At 66.5% G+C, this 17,579-nt stretch carries 18 protein-coding genes; 16 read left to right on the forward strand and 2 right to left on the reverse strand.

The genetic code is table 11. The annotated features are described in order from the left end of the window. Together BCY78_RS21960 and BCY78_RS21965 are read left to right on the forward strand one after the other, a co-directional pair. Positions 1–819 carry an NAD(P)-dependent oxidoreductase gene (locus BCY78_RS21960; protein ID WP_068306131.1) on the forward strand — a complete coding sequence of 273 codons (819 nt, stop codon included), beginning with the start codon at positions 1–3 and terminating at the stop codon, positions 817–819. Beyond that, entirely contained in the window at positions 816–2,024 is a 1,209-nt protein-coding gene (locus tag BCY78_RS21965; protein ID WP_068306134.1) for an FAD-binding oxidoreductase, read from the forward strand. The genes BCY78_RS21960 and BCY78_RS21965 overlap by 4 nt, the downstream gene beginning before the upstream one ends. A 6-nt stretch (positions 2,025–2,030) precedes the next feature. On the opposite strand, the gene BCY78_RS21970 is transcribed toward BCY78_RS21965, so the two are convergent. After that, a complete protein-coding gene (locus BCY78_RS21970) occupies positions 2,031–3,248 on the reverse strand; it encodes an FAD-binding oxidoreductase (protein ID WP_068306137.1) in 1,218 nt (405 codons plus the stop codon). Between the two features lie 82 nt (positions 3,249–3,330). Between BCY78_RS21970 and BCY78_RS21975 the strand changes: the two genes are divergently transcribed. From BCY78_RS21975 to BCY78_RS22025, 11 genes are all read left to right on the forward strand, one after another. Further along, positions 3,331–4,140, forward strand: coding sequence for a shikimate dehydrogenase (locus tag BCY78_RS21975; RefSeq protein ID WP_068306139.1), 810 nt, complete (start codon positions 3,331–3,333; stop codon positions 4,138–4,140). Continuing rightward, positions 4,133–4,924, forward strand: coding sequence for an SDR family NAD(P)-dependent oxidoreductase (locus BCY78_RS21980; RefSeq protein ID WP_068306142.1), 792 nt, complete (start codon positions 4,133–4,135; stop codon positions 4,922–4,924). Before BCY78_RS21975 ends, BCY78_RS21980 begins: the two co-directional genes overlap by 8 nt. A gap of 3 nt (positions 4,925–4,927) precedes the next feature. Then, positions 4,928–5,278: a RidA family protein gene (locus tag BCY78_RS21985; RefSeq protein WP_068306144.1), complete on the forward strand. Its 351-nt coding sequence runs from the start codon at positions 4,928–4,930 to the stop codon at positions 5,276–5,278. A gap of 27 nt (positions 5,279–5,305) precedes the next feature. After that, positions 5,306–6,037: a FadR/GntR family transcriptional regulator gene (locus tag BCY78_RS21990; RefSeq protein ID WP_068306145.1), complete on the forward strand. Its 732-nt coding sequence runs from the start codon at positions 5,306–5,308 to the stop codon at positions 6,035–6,037. 237 nt (positions 6,038–6,274) lie between these two features. After that, positions 6,275–6,988, forward strand: a complete 714-nt coding sequence (locus BCY78_RS21995) for an SDR family oxidoreductase (protein ID WP_068306147.1) — start codon at positions 6,275–6,277, stop codon at positions 6,986–6,988. An 8-nt stretch (positions 6,989–6,996) separates the two neighbouring features. Further along, on the forward strand, positions 6,997–7,746 hold the full coding sequence (locus BCY78_RS22000; protein ID WP_068306149.1) for an SDR family NAD(P)-dependent oxidoreductase: 750 nt from the start codon (positions 6,997–6,999) through the stop codon (positions 7,744–7,746). A gap of 135 nt (positions 7,747–7,881) precedes the next feature. Next, the gene (locus BCY78_RS22005) at positions 7,882–8,916 is read left to right on the forward strand and encodes an amino acid ABC transporter substrate-binding protein (RefSeq protein WP_199523189.1); all 1,035 of its coding nucleotides are present in this window, start codon (positions 7,882–7,884) and stop codon (positions 8,914–8,916) included. Positions 8,917–8,993: 77 nt separating this feature from the next. Next, a complete protein-coding gene (locus BCY78_RS22010) occupies positions 8,994–10,172 on the forward strand; it encodes an ABC transporter permease subunit (protein WP_068306151.1) in 1,179 nt (392 codons plus the stop codon). Continuing rightward, on the forward strand, positions 10,169–11,254 hold the full coding sequence (locus BCY78_RS22015; protein ID WP_068306153.1) for an amino acid ABC transporter permease: 1,086 nt from the start codon (positions 10,169–10,171) through the stop codon (positions 11,252–11,254). Before BCY78_RS22010 ends, BCY78_RS22015 begins: the two co-directional genes overlap by 4 nt. A 3-nt stretch (positions 11,255–11,257) precedes the next feature. Then, positions 11,258–12,004, forward strand: a complete 747-nt coding sequence (locus BCY78_RS22020) for an amino acid ABC transporter ATP-binding protein (protein WP_068306154.1) — start codon at positions 11,258–11,260, stop codon at positions 12,002–12,004. An 81-nt stretch (positions 12,005–12,085) separates the two neighbouring features. After that, positions 12,086–13,027 (forward strand): LysR substrate-binding domain-containing protein, encoded by a 942-nt coding sequence (locus BCY78_RS22025; RefSeq protein ID WP_233499471.1) that lies wholly within the window; start codon positions 12,086–12,088, stop codon positions 13,025–13,027. Positions 13,028–13,057: 30 nt separating this feature from the next. On the opposite strand, the gene BCY78_RS22030 is transcribed toward BCY78_RS22025, so the two are convergent. Next, positions 13,058–13,936, reverse strand: coding sequence for a 2-hydroxy-3-oxopropionate reductase (locus BCY78_RS22030; RefSeq protein WP_068306155.1), 879 nt, complete (start codon positions 13,934–13,936; stop codon positions 13,058–13,060). Between the two features lie 87 nt (positions 13,937–14,023). On the opposite strand from BCY78_RS22030, the gene BCY78_RS22035 reads away from it, so the two are divergent. The 3 genes from BCY78_RS22035 to BCY78_RS22045 all read left to right on the forward strand — a co-directional run. Beyond that, entirely contained in the window at positions 14,024–14,794 is a 771-nt protein-coding gene (locus tag BCY78_RS22035) for an HpcH/HpaI aldolase/citrate lyase family protein (RefSeq protein ID WP_068306157.1), read from the forward strand. 86 nt (positions 14,795–14,880) lie between these two features. Continuing rightward, positions 14,881–15,927 carry an agmatine/peptidylarginine deiminase gene (locus BCY78_RS22040; protein WP_068306159.1) on the forward strand — a complete coding sequence of 349 codons (1,047 nt, stop codon included), beginning with the start codon at positions 14,881–14,883 and terminating at the stop codon, positions 15,925–15,927. After that, on the forward strand, positions 15,924–17,579 hold a 1,656-nt coding region (locus tag BCY78_RS22045), incomplete at its 3' end, for an amidase (RefSeq protein ID WP_068306161.1). The genes BCY78_RS22040 and BCY78_RS22045, both read left to right, overlap by 4 nt.

A 17,579-nucleotide genomic window follows, 5' to 3' on the forward strand; every position in this document is an offset into this window, starting at 1 on the left:
ATGAGCCCGCGTTACGACACGATCCTGATCACCGGCGCCGCCGGGCGGTTGGGCACCGAACTGCGCCGGGGGCTAAAGCCTCTGGCGCGCAAGCTGCGCCTCGCCTCGCGCAACGGCATCGCCGATCTGGCCGAGAACGAGGAATCGGTGGTCTTCGATCTTTCGGATGCCGAGGCGGTGATGAAGGCCGTCGAAGGCGTCGATGCGATCGTCCATTTCGGCGGCGCGCCGAATGAGCGTCCGTGGCAAGAGATCCTCGATAGCAACATCCGCGGCAGCTATCATATCTACGAGGCCGCGCGGAAACACGGCGTGAAACGGGTGGTCTATGCCTCGTCCGTGCATGCCATCGGCTATCACGAGCTGACCGCGCAGATCGACACCGCCGCGCCGCATCGTCCCGATGGGCTGTACGGCCTGTCGAAATGCTTCGTCGAGGATCTGGGCCGGCTCTATTGGGACAAGTTCGGCATCGAATCCGTGGCGCTGCGGATCTTCTCGTCCTTCCCGGAACCCGCCGATCGCCGGATGCTCTGGTCCTGGCTGTCGTTCGAGGATTGCAACCGCCTGACGGTGGCCGCGCTGACCGCGCCGGTGGTGGAGTTCACCGTGTCCTTCGGCATCTCGGACAACACGGTCAAACCCGTCGACAACCGGCTGGCCGCGCATCTGGGCTATCACCCGCAGGACAATACCGAAGGCTTCCGTGCCGCCGTCGAAGCCCGCACCCCCACGCCCGCCCCCAAGGCGCCGGCCGTCAAGCGGTTGGGCGGCTGGTTCGTCGATCTGGGCCATCCCGATGATGAGGGAACGAAGTGAACACCTCCTATGATGTAGTGATCGTGGGCGGGGCCGTCATCGGCTCCGCCGTCGCCTGTTTCCTTGCCGCGAACCCGGATTTCACCGGCTCGGTTCTGGTGGTCGAGCGCGATCCGACCTACCGCTTCGCCGCGACCTCGCTGTCGTCTTCGTCGATCCGGGTGCAATTCTCGAACCCGATCAACGTGAAGATCAGCCAGTTCGGCAGCGCCTTCATCCGCGATTTCGCCAAGACCATGCAGGTCGCCGGCGAACCCGCCCCGGATCTGAACTTCCACGAGGGCGGGTATCTGTTCCTCGCGAACACTGCCGAGCAGGAGCAGACCCTGCGCGAGAACCACGAGGTTCAGCGCGCCTGCGGGGCGGATGTGGTGCTCTGGGGGCAGGAAGACCTCGCCCGCGCCTTCCCGCATCTGAACGTGGATGACATCCGGCTCGCCAGCTACGGTCGATCGGGCGAGGGCTGGTTCTCGAACACCGGGCTGATGAACGGCTTCAAGGCCAAGGCGCGCGAACTCGGCGTCACCTATGTCACCGACGAGGTCGTGGCGATCGGCCGCGAGGGCGCGCGCGTCACCTCAGTCACGCTGAAATCCGGCGCGGTGATCGCGGCGGGGACTTTGGTGAATGCCTCGGGCCCACGCGCTGCGCTGACGGCACGGATGGCAGGGTTGGACGTGCCGGTCGAGCCGCGCAAACGCACGCTCTTCGTCTTCGACTGCGCGAACACGCCCGAGGGCTCGGCACGCGTGAACCAGGGCCGTCTGCCTTTGATGATCGACCCCTCGGGCACCTTCTGCCGCCCGGAAGGTCGGTACTTCCTCTCCGGCTGCCCGCCCGTCGAAGACCCCGCCGCCGATTGGGACGACTTTGAACCCCGTTGGGAAGAGTTTGAAGACATCATCTGGCCCGCCCTCGCCGAACGCTCGCCGCAGTTCGAGGCGATCAAGGTGGTGAACCAATGGGCCGGGCATTACGATTTCAACGTGCTCGACCATAACCTGATCGTCGGACGCCACCCCGAGGTGACGAATTTCGTCTATGCCAACGGCTTCTCGGGCCACGGCTTGCAGCAGGGCCCCGCTGCCGGTCGCGGTGTGGCCGAGTTGATCACCTACGGCAGCTTCCGCTCGCTCGACCTGTCCGAGGTCGGATACGAGCGGATCGTCGCGGGGCGTCCGTTCCTCGAGAAAGCGGTGATCTGAGCGCCTTCAGATCACCGCCTCCTCCAGAAACGGCCGGTTGGCCGGCACCCGTTCATAGGCGAAGGGTGTCAGGTCCAGCGTCCGGAAGCCGCCGTGGACGATCAATTCCATCACTCCCCTTCCGGTCGCGGGCGATTGTTGCAGCCCGTGGCCGGAAAAGCCGTTGGCGAACATGAAGTTCGTGACCTCGGGGTGGAAGCCGACGATGCCGTTGTGATCGAGCGTGTTCATCTCGTAATGCCCGGTCCAGGCGCTTTGCACCTTCAGCGCGTCGAAACACGGGATGCGGTGATAGAGCGCGGGCCAGATCGCGTCCTCGAATTCCTCATGCCGCGGGCCGAAGTCGTCGTAATCGGCCGGGCCATCGTCGCCCGGCGTGTTGCCGGTCAGGAACAACGGGCCTTCGGGGCGCACGAAGGTGCCGGACAGGTCGATGACGTTCGGCATCCGGCCCGGGATCGGCGTCGCGCTGGAGAAGACGAAGCTATAGCGTTTGAACGGCGCGACGGGGATCGACAGGCCAGCCATCGCCGCCACCTGCTGCGCGCGGGGGCCGGCGGCATTGACCAAGGTGCCGCAAGACACCACCTCGCCGGTCTCCAGCGTCACCGACGTGACCTTCCCGCCCGCCACGTCCAGCGCCGTCACTCGGTTGTCGATATACTCGACACCCATCGCCCGTGCGCCGCGGCGGAAGCCCATCAGCAGGCCCATCGAATCGAACCAACCCTCGGCCTGCGAACCCCATGAGCCACCGCCCAGATCCTCGACATTGAGCCACGGAAATTGCTTCAGCAGCGCGTCGGGTTCCAGCCAGACCGTATGTGCGCCATGGCTTTGCTGCATCTCGACCCGCTCTCGCGCGGCATCAACGCCCTCGGGCGAGGTGCAATAGAGGTAGCCATGTTCCTTGAACCCCAGATCCGGCGCGGCCTCTCCGGGGAAATAGGGCGCCATGCGTTCCTTGAACCCGCGGATGACCTCGATCCCGAATTGGCTGATCTTTACGTTGATCGGGTTGGAATATTGCTGCCGGATCGCGCTGGTCGACAGCGCCGTCGACGAGAATTCGTAGGTCGAATCCCGTTCGACGACCAGAACCGACAGCCGCCCCTGCGCTTCCAGCCCCAGCCAATAGGCAACGGACGAGCCGACAGCGGCGCCCCCCACGATGACGACGTCGTAGTGGCGGGCTTTGGGCGGGGCGTAAATGGGAATCGGCATGGCGTGCTCAATTTGGTTGTCATTTGTATGATGACTGATAACTTGAACATTGCAAGCCTGATTCTGTCGAAAGGACGATCCGATGCGTGGAACTGGAAAAGCGCATGTCTATGCCATGCTGGCGCACCCCGTGGGGCATGCGAAAAGCCCCGGCATGTTCAACGAGTTGTTCGAGAAGCTCGACCTTGACAGTCTGATGGTGCCGGTCACCTGCGACCCGGCGCGGCTGGACGAATTCTGGGCCGGTATGGACGCGATGTCGAACCTGCGCGGCGTGATCGTCTCGATCCCCTACAAGGTGCCGATGCTGGCCAAGGCCGCGACCGCCCATCCCCGCGCCGCCCGCGTCGGCGCTGCGAATATCCTGCGCCGCCTGCCCTCGGGCGAATGGGAAGCGGATAATTTCGACGGCTACGGCTTCGTACTGGCGATGAAGAACAAGGGCCACGCCATGGCGGGCAAACGCGCGCTGCAGATCGGCGCGGGTGGTGCCGGGGCCTCGATCGCGCATTGCCTCGCCGAAGAGGGCGTCGCGGCGCTGACCATCGCCGATATCGACCCCAAACGCGCCGAAGCCCTAGCGGCCTCGGTTCGTGCGGCCTTCCCCGGCTGCGACGTGACGGCCGGCGCGGCTGACCCGGCGGGGATGGAGATCGTCGTCAACGCCACCCCGGTCGGCATGAAGGCCGAAGACCCGCTGCCGCTGAACGTGGAGCACCTGCAGCCCGGCACCGTGGTGTTCGACATCATCATGGAACCCGCCGAGACCCGTCTGCTGGCCGAAGCCGCCGCGCGCGGCTGCATTGCCGAGGGTGGCCGTCAGATGATGGATTGCCAGATGCAGGCGATGGCCGATTTCCTCGATGCCGAGCGGAAGGGTTCTCATGTCTGACACGCTCTCCCTTGTCATCGGCGCGACCTCGGGCATCGGCCGCGCCATCGCCCTGCGCTTCGCCGCCGAGGGGCACCGCGTGCTCGTCGCCGGACGGGACACGGCCCGCGGCGACGCCGTTGCCGCCGAATGCCTGAAGGTCGGCGCGCCGGACGCCGCCTTCTTCTCGGTCGACGTCGGCGACCCGGCTTCCGTTGAGGCCTTGGGCCAAGCGGTGCAGGACCTGCATGGCACGCCCGATATCCTCGTGAACTGCGCGGGCATCCTGCAAAGCGGCAAGCGCGTGCTGGATCAGGACCTCGACGAGGACGAACGGATGTGGCGCGTGAACTATCGCGGCACGCTGGTCGGCGCGCAGGTTTTCGGACGGCAGATGGAGAAGGCCGGGCGTGGGGTGATCCTGAACCTCGGCTCGCTCGCCTCCTTCGCGCCCCTGTCCCTGCCCGCCTATACCGTTGGCAAACATGGCGTTCTGGCCCTGACCCAGATGCTGGCCTGCGAACTGGGCCCCAAAGGCATCCGCGTCAACGCCGTCGCGCCGGGCTATACCCTGTCCGACGGGCTGAAGGCCAAGATCGCCGCCGGCGAGCGCAATCCGGACGCCATCATCGACACCTCGGCCCTGAAGAAATTCGTCCAGCCCGAGGATGTGGCCGAGGCCGCGCTGTTCCTCTGTTCCGACCGTGCCGCCGCGATTACCGGCGTCACCCTGCCTGTCGATGCCGGTTGGCTCGTGCAGGCGCCCTACGCGCACTACCAGCGCGGCAATCCTGTGAAAGCCTGACCCATGACTGCGATCCAACGCCTCGAATTCGACACCCGCATCCACCACGCCACCGTGCACAACGGCACCGTCTACCTGACCGGTCAGGTCGGCACGCCTGGCACCTCGGCCGAGGCGCAGATGCAGGAGGTTCTCGACAAGATCGACCATCTCCTGACCCTCTCGGGCTCGGATCGCCGGCATATCCTGCATGTGCAGATGTGGCTCGATGACATCCGCGACTTCGATGCGGCCAACAAGGTCTGGGACGCCTGGATGCCGATGGATCATGCGCCCGCCCGCTCCAGTGGCGAGGGCCGGATGGCCAAGGCCGGCATGCTGGTGGAGTTGATCGTCACCGCAGCCGTCTGTTAAGACGGGCGAATTGCAAAGCGGGTCCCGATGAAGCGCAAATCCCTGTCGACCATCGTCTTCGAAAGCCTGCTCGAGCAGATCCGCTCGGGCGCGCTGGGACCCGGCGAGCAATTGCCCACCGAAACCGAATTGTGCGAGGCCCATTCGGTCAGCCGCACCGTCGTGCGCGAGGCGCTGGCACGGCTGCGCTCCGAGGGTCTGGTGATCCCGCGTCAGGGCAAGGGCGTCTTCGTCAGCGAGGCGCCCATGCTCAGCTTCACGATCCCCGACAAGGATCTGGAATCGCTGCCGCAAACGCTGGCCCTGCTGGAGTTGCGCCTCGCCGTCGAGGTCGAGGCCGCCGGCCTCGCCGCACAGCGCCGGACCGAGGCCGAGGCAACCACGATCCGCACCGAGATGGAGCGCGTGGACAGCCCGCAATCGCATCCGACCGAGCCGCCGGTGCATTACGACTACGACCTGCACCTCGCCATCGCGCGCGCCACGCATAACCCGCAGATCATCGACTTCCTGTCCTATCTGCGCGGCATTCTGGTGCCGCATTTGCAGCTGGGCTATGTCGTCGATCCGACCGTGCGTGCCAGCTATTTCGCCCGCATCCATACCGAACACGAGGCCATCGTCAGCGCCATCGAGGCCCGCGACGAAAAGGGCGCGCGCGAGGCGATGCGGGTGCATCTGAACAACTCTCTGGGTCGGCTGCGCGCGCTGTCGCAGGCCAAGGGTCGTGACGAGAGGGCCCGCGCCGCTCAGGCCTGATACATCCGCCGCACCAGGCCGGAATGTCGTTTTTCGTCGATCAATCGCAGCTTTTCCTTACCTGCCGGGTTTTTCGGCAGCCTGTGCCCCTGCGCGTCGCACGCAGGGGCCTGACGACATTCTCGCCAACGGTCCCGCTGAAAAAGCGAAAGCCAGCCTTTGTAATCCGGCTCATTTCTTCCTTTTGCAACCGGCCCTCAAACGACATCCTCGTGACAAGGTAACAACGGGTGGCCCATGCACACGATCCTCGTCACAGGCGCAACCAGCGGCATCGGCCGCGCGATGGCCATCACCTTGCAGGCCGCCGGCTATGCGGTGATCGCCACGGGCCGCAAGACCGAGGCCCTCGCCAGCCTCGCCGCCGAGGCCCCGGAGATCGAGACGCTGGCTCTGGACCTCTCCGACCGTGATGCCGTCACCCGCGCCTTGTCCGGCCATCGGATCGACGTGCTGATCAACAACGCCGGCATGATGCCGACGCCCGGCCGCTTCGACACGATGGCGCAGGACGAGATCGACCGCACCTTCGACGTCAATCTGACCAATGTGCTGTTCCTGACCCGCCTCCTGGTGCCCGGCATGAAGGCGCGCGGCGCCGGCCATGTGATCTTCACCGGCTCCTCCGCCGCGCATGCGCCGGGCGCGGGCTTTGCCGCCTATGCCGCCTCCAAGGCCGGGATCGCCGCCTTCGCCACCGCGCTGCGGGCGGAATTGTCGCCGAATGGCATTCGCGTGACGGAGCTGGTGCCGGGCCGGGTGGAAACCGGGCTCTATGCCGGCGTCCTCGGTGCCGAGGAACGCGACGCCATGTATGGCGACGGAAATTCGCTTCAGCCGCAGGACATCGCCGATGTCGTGCTGGCCTTGCTGAAACTGCCTGCCCGCGCGGATGTCACCCGCGTCGACCTGATGCCGACGCGCCCCGTGCCCCCCATCAAGCTGAAATGAGGAAGACCATGAAGGACCTGAACGTTGTGATCGTCGGCGGCGGGATGGGCTTTGGCGCCCTGATCGCCGAGATGGCGGTCGAGGCCGGCGCCAAGGGCATCGGCATCATCGACATCGACCAGGCCGCCGCCGAGGGCGTGGCCGCCGCGCTGGCCGCCAAAGGCGCGAAGACGGCCGTCGCCAAGGCCGACATCCGCACCGCCGATGCCTGCCAGACCGCCTTCGACGCGATGGTCGAGGCCCTCAGTCGCGTCGACACGATGATCAACTGCGCCGCCGTTTATCCCCGCCGCCCGACCCTGGGCGTGACGGACGAGGAATGGGACCTGTCGAACGCGATCAACATCAAGGGCACCTATCACATGATGGTCTCGGCCATCGCCCATATGAAGACGCTCGACCCCGTCGCCCATGTGCGCGGCCGCATCGTCAACATCACCTCTGTCGACGCCTTCAAGGCGCATCCCAAGAACATCCACTACGCCGCCACCAAGGCCGCTGTCGTCAGCCTGACCAAGTCGGTCGCCGACTACGTCGCCCCGGACGGCATTTTGGTGAACTCGGTCGCGCCCGCCGGCATGGCGACCGAGAAGGCCCGCGCGTCGGGCTTCCTCGATGAGCTGGCCAAGGCCAGCCCGCTGGGCCGCGGCGCCCTCCCGCGCGAGATCGCGGAGTGGGTGATCATGACCGGCAGCCAGAAGAACACCTACATGACCGGCGAACAGGTCATCGTCTCGGGCGGCTACATCTACGCCTGACGACCCGGCCGTCCGGTTTCCCCGCCGGACGGCCGACTTGCCGACATCGCGAAACGACCCCCGTCCGACCGGAAGCGCAGGCCCGGTCGGGGCCGGCCCGATCATGCCTGCAAACCACAACATGGGAGTAGCAAGATGATGAAACCGATCCTTTTGTCGACCGTCAGCCTCGGCGCTCTGGCGCTGTCCTCGCTGGCCGCCCAAGCCGATCAGGGCGACACCCTGCGCACCGTGCAAGAGCGCGGCTCGCTCAACTGCCCCGGCGACGTGGGCTCGTATCTGGGCTTTGCCGAGGTCGACGACAACGGCGTCTGGCGCGGCATCGATATCGAGCTGTGCCGCGCGATGACCTCGGCCATCTTCGGGGATCCGTCGCATGCCAACATCGTGCCGATCGACTGGGCGCAGCGTTGGCCAGCCCTGCAATCGGGCGACATCGACATCGTGATCAAGGCCTCGGGCGGCACCCGCTCGCGCGATACCGAACTGGGCCTGCAATTCTCGATGTCCTACTACCTCGGCACGACCAAGGTGATGGGCCATGCCGAGCTGGGTCTCGAAACCCTCGCCGATGCGGCTGGCGGTTCGATCTGCGTGCCCGCTTCGACCTCGACCGAGCGTCAGGTGAGCTCGTATCTGGAAGCCAACGGCATCGAGATGGAAATCGTCGCCATCGAGCGTAACGAGGAAGTCGAAGCCGCCTATTTCTCGGGCCGTTGCGACACCTATGCGCAATGGGGCCCGGTGCTGGCCATCGCCGCCTCGCAGTCGGACGACCCCTCGGCCCATGTGCTGCTGCCCGACGTCCTCGCGCTGGAGCCGGAAGTGATGATCGCCCGTCAGGGGGATGACAACTGGATCGACATCGCCAACTGGACCCTGTCGGCCCTGCTGTTCGCCGAACAGGAAGGCATCACCTCCGAGAACGTCGACGAGATCCGCCAGAACCCGCCGACCGCCGAAATCGGCCGCTTCCTGGGCGCGACCCCGGGTCTGGGTGCCGGCCTCGGTCTGTCGGACGACTGGGCCTATAACGTCATCAGCCAGGTCGGCAATTACTCGGAAATCTTCGAGCGCAGCCTCGGCATGGAAAGCCCCTACCAGATGCCGCGCGAGATGACCGCGCTGTGGAATGCGGGCGGCGTGCTGTTCCCGCTGGTCTTCGACTGATCGAAGGCTCCTCCCCTGGCCCGCGCCGTGCTCCCCGGCGCGGGCCCTCCCGTTTCCCAGCCCCCCGGTAGAGATCCATGGATAGAGCCTCTTTCTGGCGCAGCAAGACGATCCGCGACGGCGTCCTGCAGGCCGCCTTCCTTGCCGCGCTGATCGGCCTCGTCCTGACGGCCGTGCTGACCGCCCGCGCGAACCTCGCGGCGCAGGGCCTGACCTCGGGCTTTGATTTCCTGTGGAAATCGACGGGATGGGAAATGAACTTCACCCTGCTGCATTCCGAGCGGGATGACCCCTATTGGTACTTCCTGCTGCTGGGCCTGATGAACACGCTGTTCATGGGCACCATCGGCCTTGCCGGGGCCAGCGTGATCGGTCTGGTCGTGGGCCTGATGCGCTCAGGCCGGAACCCGGCGGCGCGGCTTCTAGGCACGCTCTATATCGAGCTGTTCCGCAACCTGCCGCTGATCGTGCAGCTGTTCTTCTGGTACGCGCTGGCCAATGCCCTGCCGAACCCGCGCCAAGCGATCGAGTTCGCCGGCGCCATCATCAGCTCGCGCGGGATCTATGTCCCTGGGCTCACCGTCACCTCCGGCGCCGTCGCGCTGGCCGTGGCCGCCCTGCTGATCGGCGCGGCACTGGCCATCTGGATCGCCACCGCCCGCCGCTTCCGCCGGATGGAGCGCCAGCGTCAACGCGGCGCGGCGCTCATGGCCTTCGGCCTCGCCGCGCTTGTCGCCGTGATCGCGCTGGTCACCGGCCATGACAGCACCCAGCCCTGGACCACCTTCCCGGCCGTCGATGGCCTGCGCGTGTCCGGCGGCTTCCGTATCCAGCCCGAGTTCTACTGCCTCGCCATCGCCATCATGACCTATGGCGGCGCCTATATCGGCGAGATCGTCCGTGGCGGCTTCAAGGCCGTGGGCCGGGGCCAGATGGAAGCCTCGCGCGCGCTCGGGCTGTCGAACTGGCAGGTCTTCACGCAGGTGCAGATGCCGCTGGCCTTCCGCGCCATGCTGCCGATCCTGATCAACCAATACGTCTGGCTGATCAAGGCAACCACGCTGGGCATCGCCGTTGGCTTCTCGGACTTCTTCATGGTGATCGCCAGCTCGATCAACCACTCGGGCCAGACCATCGAGTTCATCTCGATCCTCGTCGGCGGCTTCCTGTTCATCAACTTCTCGCTGGCGGCGATCCTGAACCGCCTCAACCGCGCCATCGCACTGAAGGGTCACCAGACCGGGGGGGCCGCATGACCTTGGCTACCGATTTCCGCCCGCGCCACAGCCGCCTGTACCGCCTGCGCCGCGCCTATTTCGCCTCGCCGCTGACGGGTCTGGTGACACTGCTGTCGGTTGCCATCCTTGCGTGGCTGGCGTGGATCGTCCTCGACTGGACCGTGTTGCAGGCCACTTTCGACGCCGACGCCAACCAAGCCATCTGCGCTGAACGCGCCGGGGCCTGCTGGTCGGTGATCGCCAACCGTTGGCGCATCATCCTGTTCGGCCTCTATCCGCTGGACGAGCAATGGCGCGCCGGCGTGGCCTGCGCCGTGGTCGCGCTGGTGATCGTGCTGTCCTGCCTGCCGCTGATGTGGCGCTTCTCGCGCCTCGCGCTGGTCTGGGTTTTGGGCACGGCGGTGTTCTACACGCTGATGCGCGGCGGGATCTTCGGCCTCGTGCCGGTGAACGAACAGCAATGGGGCGGGTTGCCGCTGACGCTGTTCATCTTCGTCGCGACCGGCATCCTCGGCATGCCTTTGGCCATCGGGCTGGCCCTGATGCGGCGCTCGGAACTGCCGGTGATCGCGCGGGTCTCGGGATGGATCATCGACACGATCCGCTCGCTGCCGCTGCTGGCGATCCTGTTCACCTGCGCCATCGTCCTGCCCTTCATGCTGCCGGGCTTCCTGATCGGCGAGAAACTCTACCGCGTGATCTTCGGCGCCGCGCTGTTCTTCGCCGCCTATCAGGCCGAGATCATCCGCGGCGGGTTCCAGGGCATCCCCCGCGGGCAGGAGGAAGCCGCCAAGGCCCTCGGCCTCGGCTATTGGCAGCGGATGGGCAAGGTGGTCCTGCCGCAGGCCTTCCGGCTGGCCCTGCCCGCGACGATCAACCAGTTCGTCATCGCCTTCATGGAGACCTCGCTCGTCGTGGTCGTGGGCTTCATGGAGCTGCTCGCCGCCAGCAATACCGCCTTCCGGACGGGCGAATGGCGCTTCGCCTATATCGAAGTCTACGTCTTCATCTCGGCCATCTACTTCGCCTTCGTCTTCGGGCTGTCCCGCTACGGCGCTTGGCTCGAGGCGCGCATGAGCGCCGGTCAACGCAAGGATTGAACTATGGATCTCAACACCGACGCCATCGCCATCTCGGACCTGCACAAATACTACGGCCGCTTCCACGCGCTGCAGGGCATCAACCTGACCATCCGCAAGGGTGAGAAGGTCGTGGTCTGCGGCCCCTCGGGGTCCGGTAAGTCGACGCTGATCCGCTGCATCAACCAGCTGGAGGAACACGACGCCGGCGATATCCGCGTCTTCGGTACGCTCTTGGATGACAATGTCGGCTCCATCGACGAGATCCGCCGCGAGGTCGGCATGGTCTTCCAGCATTTCAACCTGTTCCCGCATATGACCGTGCTGGAGAATTGCACGCTGGCCCCGACCCTCGTGCGCAAGATCTCGCGCGCCGAGGCCGAGAAGACGGCGATGAGGTTCCTCGAGAAGGTCCGCATCCCCGATCAGGCCCATAAGTTCCCCGGTCAGCTTTCGGGCGGGCAGCAACAGCGCGTCGCCATCGCCCGCGCGCTGTGCATGCAGCCGCATATCCTGCTGTTCGACGAGCCGACCTCGGCGCTGGACCCCGAGATGATCGCCGAGGTGCTGGACGTCATGGTGTCCCTCGCGACCGAGGGGATGACGATGGTTTGCGTCACCCATGAGATGGGCTTTGCCCGCAAGGTCGCCGACCGGGTGATCTTCATGGACAAGGGCGAGATCGTCGAGGAAGCCCCGCCCGAGGAGTTCTTCAGCGCGCCCAAGAATGAGCGCTCGAAGCTGTTCCTTGCGCAAGTTCTGGGCCATTGAAAAGATAAAGTCAGGCTTTGGCACCAGACCGCCCATAGGACCATTGTTGCTTTGCTATGAGTGGGGGATACGGGTATGAGTGTGAAACGCAAACTTTCGCATTCCTACCCGGAGAATCGCCCCGTGTCCGGCCGTGTCCGCCTGCCCCCCCTGAATGCGCTGAAGGTGTTCCACGCCGTGGTGCGCCATCGCTCGCTGGTCAAGGCGGCCGAGGAATTGCTGGTCTCACCGCAGGCGGTGGGCCAGCAGATCCGGCAGCTGGAAGAGGCCATCGACGTCAAGTTGGTGGAGCGTGAGGGCCGCTCGATCCGGCTGACCGACAAGGCCATCGCGCTGTCCTATCACGTCCGCGCCGGCTTCGATGAGTTCGAGGAAGGCATCCGCCGGATCACCACCGTCGAGGACCGGCCGAGCATCAATTTCAACGTCAGCCCCTATTTCGGCACGCGTTACCTGATGCCCCGGCTGGCCGATTTCCGCAAAGCCGTGCCGGATGCCGAGATCGTCCTGACCACGCTGATCGACCTTGTCGATCTGGAGCGCGACGAGATCGATATCGCCGTGCAATGGGGCTATGGCGACCGCGCGGGGGTGCAAAGCCGCCTGCTGATGCGCGACCCCAAGGTGATCTGCTGCCGGCCCGACATGGCCGAGAAGATCCACGAACCTGCCGACCTGCTGAAGGTCGGCCTGTTGCAGCCTTCGCGCTCGCGTCGTTTGTGGCCGGATATCCTGAACCATCTGGGCGTGCAGGTGCCGAAGCTGGACCGCGATATCGCCTTCGACGACGCCGCAACGATGCGACGGGCGGCACAGCAGGGTCTGGGGGTCGGCCTGATCTCGCGCATCGATGCCGAGGAAGATATCGACGCGGGCAGGTTGGTCGCGCCGCTGGGCCTCGATGTTCTGGACGGCATGGCGGAGGAATCGATCCCCGGTTTCTACGTCATGTCCACCAAGCCCCGCCTGCGCGTGAAACCGGTGGCAGAGCTCTATCGCTGGCTTTTGGACCAGCAATGGTAAGGGCGCCCCGCGACCGGGACGCCCCTTAGCTCAACCGCTGATCTTGTGCGCAGCCATCAGCTCCAGCGCCTGAACCAACGCCGAGTGGTCACGATCCGCCCCACCCTGCGCCGCGCAGGCGTTCATCAGCTCCTGCGCCGTCGCCGTATTCGGCAGCGAGACCCCGATCGCCCGGGCGCTGCTCAGCGCGAGGTTCAAGTCCTTCTGGTGCAGCTTCATGCGGAAGCCGGGGTTGAAGGTGCCGTCGATCATGCGCTTGCCGTGCACCTCAAGGATCCGTGACGACGCAAAGCCGCCCATCAGCGCCTCGCGCACCTTGGCGGGGTCGCAGCCGGCCTTGCTGGCAAAGACCAGCGCCTCGGCCACGGCCTCGATGTTCAGCGCGACAATGATCTGGTTGGCCAGCTTGCAGGTCTGACCCGCGCCGCAGACCTCGCCCACAAGCGTGATGTTCTTGCCCATCAACTGGAACAGCGGCAGCGCGCGGTCGAAATCCGCCTGCGCCCCGCCCGCCATGATTGTCAGCGAGGCTTGCTCGGCCCCGATCTGCCCGCCCGAGACCGGTGCATCGATATAGGCGCCGCCCGCGTCGCGCGTGGCCTGCGCCAGCTCGGCGGTGACCAGAGGCGAGATGGTGCTCATGTCCACGACCAGCGTCCCGGGCCTCAACCCGGCCAGCACGCCTGCCTCGCCGCGCATCACGCGCTCCACATCCGGGGTGTCGGGCAGCATCAGGATCACCACTTCGGCCGCGCCGGCGACGGCGGCGGGATTGGCCAGAACCTCGGCCGTCAGCCCCTCAGGCAGCGGCGAGCGGTTCAGTGTGGTGACGATCTGGTGCCCGGCCTTCTGCAGGTTCGCCGCCATCGGCGCGCCCATCACGCCCAGTCCGATGAATCCGATTTTCATGGATCGCTCCTTTTCCGAAATCCTGCGCTTGTCTGCCACAGTCATAATATGTATGACAACTGACAAATCATCTTTCCGGGGGAAGACATGCAAGAACCGATCAATTGCCTGAAGCAGAAGACCCTTGAGGAAGGCCGCGCCGCGATCGGCCTGTGGTGCTCGCTGGCCTCGCCCCTCTCGACCGAGATCGTCGCCGGTTCGGGCGTCGACTGGCTGCTGATTGATGGCGAGCACAGCCCCAACGACCTGCCGCTGATCGTGGCGCAATTGCAGGCGGTGAAGGGTCATGGCTGCGAGGCCGTGGTGCGCGTCCCCTCGGACGAACCCAATGTCATCAAACCCTTGATGGATGGCGGCGCGCGCAGCCTGATGATCCCGAACATCCGCGACGCGGCGCAGGCGCGCGCTGCCGTGGCCGCCACGCAATACGCCCCGACCGGCATTCGCGGCTTCTCGGTCGCCCACCGCGCCAATGCCTTCGGCCGGATCAAGGGCTACCACCCGAACGCCCGCGCCCAGCAATACCTGGCGCTGCAGATCGAATGCGAGAACGGGGTGAAGAACGCCGCCGAGATCGCCGCCATCGACGGCGTCGACGCCCTCTTCGTCGGGCCGGGTGATCTGTCGACCAACATGGGCGAGATGGGCAACCCCGGCGCCCCCGCCGTGCAGGCCGCGATCCTGTCGGTGCTGAAGGCGGCTCAGGCGGCAGGCAAGGCCGCTGGCATCCTCGCACCCAACCCGGTCGATGCCGCGCGCTATTTGGAAGCGGGCTTCACCATGGTCGCCGTGGGCTCGGACCTCGGGCTGCTGGTGAAGGGCACGGACGAGGCCGTGGCGCGCTTCAAGACGGCCTGACCCGCCGGGCGCGCGGGTGCTGGACGGCGCGAAGGCGGGGATGCTAACCCTTTGACAGGGCACCCCGCCCCGCAATGAGGTTGCCGATGACCGTCTGGACCATGCCGCCCGAAACCGCCCCGCAGGATCGCGTGTGGATGGCCTTCCCGCGTGAGGGCCAGACGCTGGGCGAGACCTCGGCCGAGCGCGAGGCCGGCTATGCCGCTTGGGCCGCCGTCGCCCATGCGGTCAGCGCCTTTGCGCCGGTCAGCATGATCTGCGACCCCAGCGAAATGTCGCGCGCCCATGCAATGTTGGGCTCCGGCATCGAGGTGATCGACCATCCGCTGGGCGAGTTCTGGCTGCGCGATTTCGGCCCGACCTTCGCGCATGACGCTGCCGGACAGCTGGCCGCCGTCGACTGGATCTTCAACGGCTGGGGCGGCGCGGAATGGTCCGAAGGCGGCCGCGACAACGCCCTCGCCGCCTTCATCGCCGGCCTCGTCGGCGCACCGGTGATCCCCTCGCTTCTGGTCAACGAAGGCGGCGGACTGCATGTCGATGGCGAGGGCACGCTGCTGCTCACCGAGACGGTTCAGCTGGATCCGGGCCGCAACCCTCTGGCCGACAAACGCCGGGTCGAGGCCGAGATGGCGCGCACGCTCGGCATCTCGAAGACGATCTGGCTGCCGCGGGGATTGTCGCGCGATTACGACACCTTCGGCACGCGCGGCCATGTCGATATCGTCGCCACCTTCCCGCAGCCGGGCATGGTGCTGCTGCATGACCAGCGCAATGCCGGCCATCCCGACCACGCCCTCTCGACCGAGCTGCGCGCGCTGCTGTCGCAGCAGACCGACGCATACGGCCGCAGGCTGGAGGTCATCGACCTCCCCGCGCCCGAGGCTCAGCGCGACGCGCATGGCTTTGTCGATTACAGCTACGTCAACCACCTCGTGTGCAACGACGGCGTCATCGCCTGCGGCTTTGGCGAGGAACAGGCCGATGCCCGTGCCGCCGCCATTCTGGCCGAGGCCTATCCGGGCCGCAAAATCGTCACCGTCGACGCGCGCGAACTGTTCGCGCGCGGTGGCGGCATCCATTGCATCACCCAGCAGCAACCGAGCCCCCGCAGCGGGGCCACGGGCCCATGATCGCCCACCGCGGGTTGCGGGCGCTCGCCCAAGCTCTGGAGGCCGGTGAGGTCACCGCCGTCTCCCTCGCCATGGAAGCGCTGGAACGCATCGCCGCCTATGACCGCGCGGGCCCGCTGCTGAACGCAGTGCCGATTCTCAGCCCCACGCTGTTCGAGGATGCCATGGCCTCGGACCGACGGCGTGCGGCGGGGCAGGCGCTGGGGCCGCTCGACGGCATCCCCTATACGGCCAAAGGCAGCTTCAAGACCAAGGGCCTTCCGGTGGACGCGGGTTCCCCCGCCTTCGCGGGCCTCATTGCGCAGGAGGACAGCTTCGCCATCGAGCGCCTGCGCGCAGCAGGGGCCGTGTTGCTGGGGCTGACGACGATGCCGCCGATGGCCAATGGCGGGATGCAGCGCGGATTGCACGGGCGCGCGGAATCGCCGTGGTCGGGGGAATGGCTGACCTCGGCCTTCGCGTCGGGCTCGTCCAACGGATCGGGCAGCGCGGTAGCGGCAGGGTTCGGCGCCTTCGGGCTGGGCGAGGAGACATGGTCCTCGGGCCGGGCCCCGGCCGCGCTGAACGGGTCTTGCGCCTATACGCCGGGACGCGGGGTGATCTCGGTCCGCGGAAACTGGCCGTTGGTGCCGACGATGGATGTCGTCGTGCCACACACAAGGTCGGTCGAGGATCTGCTGCTGGTGATGGACATCCTCGGCGTCGAGGACCCGCGTACGGATGGCGACTTCTGGCGCCGCCAGCCTTGGGTTCCCGTCGCCCCGCCCCGCCCGCCGTCCTGGTCGGCGCTCAGCGGAACCGGCGCGCTGGCAGGCAAGCGGCTGGGCATTCCGGCGATGTATCTCAACGCCGATCCCCGCGCCGGCACCAATCCAGACGGCGGGATCGGCGGCCCGACCGGCCAGCGGATCGACACACGCGCCTCGATCCTAGCCCTCTGGGCCGAGCTGCGGGTGAAACTGGAACAGGCCGGGGCCGAGATCGTGCTCCTCGACGATTTCGCCCTCGTCACGCGCTATGAGGGCGACCGCCCCGGTGCGCCGACCATCGCCACGCGCGGGTTGGTCTCGCCCGCCTATCTGAAGCGCGAGATCGTCGACCTCTCGGTCTGGGCCTGGGACGATTTCCTGCGTGCCAACGGCGATCCGCGGCTGAACCGGCTGGCGCAGGTCGACGGTGCCACGATCTTCCCGCAGCCGGACGGCGCCCTGCCCGACCGATACACCGGCTTCGACGACGACATCGCCCAGTATCCCGATCACGCCCGCGCCCATCCCTGCGAGGATTTCCGCACCATTCCCCATCTGGCCGAGGGGCTGGCGGGGCTGGAGGAAACCCGGCGGCAGGACATGGCGCTGTGGATGGAGGCCGAAGGCCTCGACGCGGTGATCTTCCCGGCGCTGGCCGATGTGGCGCCGGCGGATGCGGATGTCAGCCCGGACTCGGCCGATCTGGCGTGGCGCAACGGGACATGGGTGGCCAACGGCAATCTGGCGATCCGGCATTTCGGCATCCCGACGGTGACGGTGCCGATGGGCATCATGGCCGACACCGGCATGCCGATGGGCCTGACCCTCGCCGGACGCGGCGGCGACGATCCCTCGCTGATCGCGCTGGCACAAGCGGTCGAGGCGCTGACCCCACCCTCGCCC

Origin of the sequence: Pararhodobacter sp. CCB-MM2 (assembly GCF_001691415.1) — a bacterium.
Classification (GTDB): Bacteria; Pseudomonadota; Alphaproteobacteria; order Rhodobacterales; family Rhodobacteraceae; genus Pararhodobacter.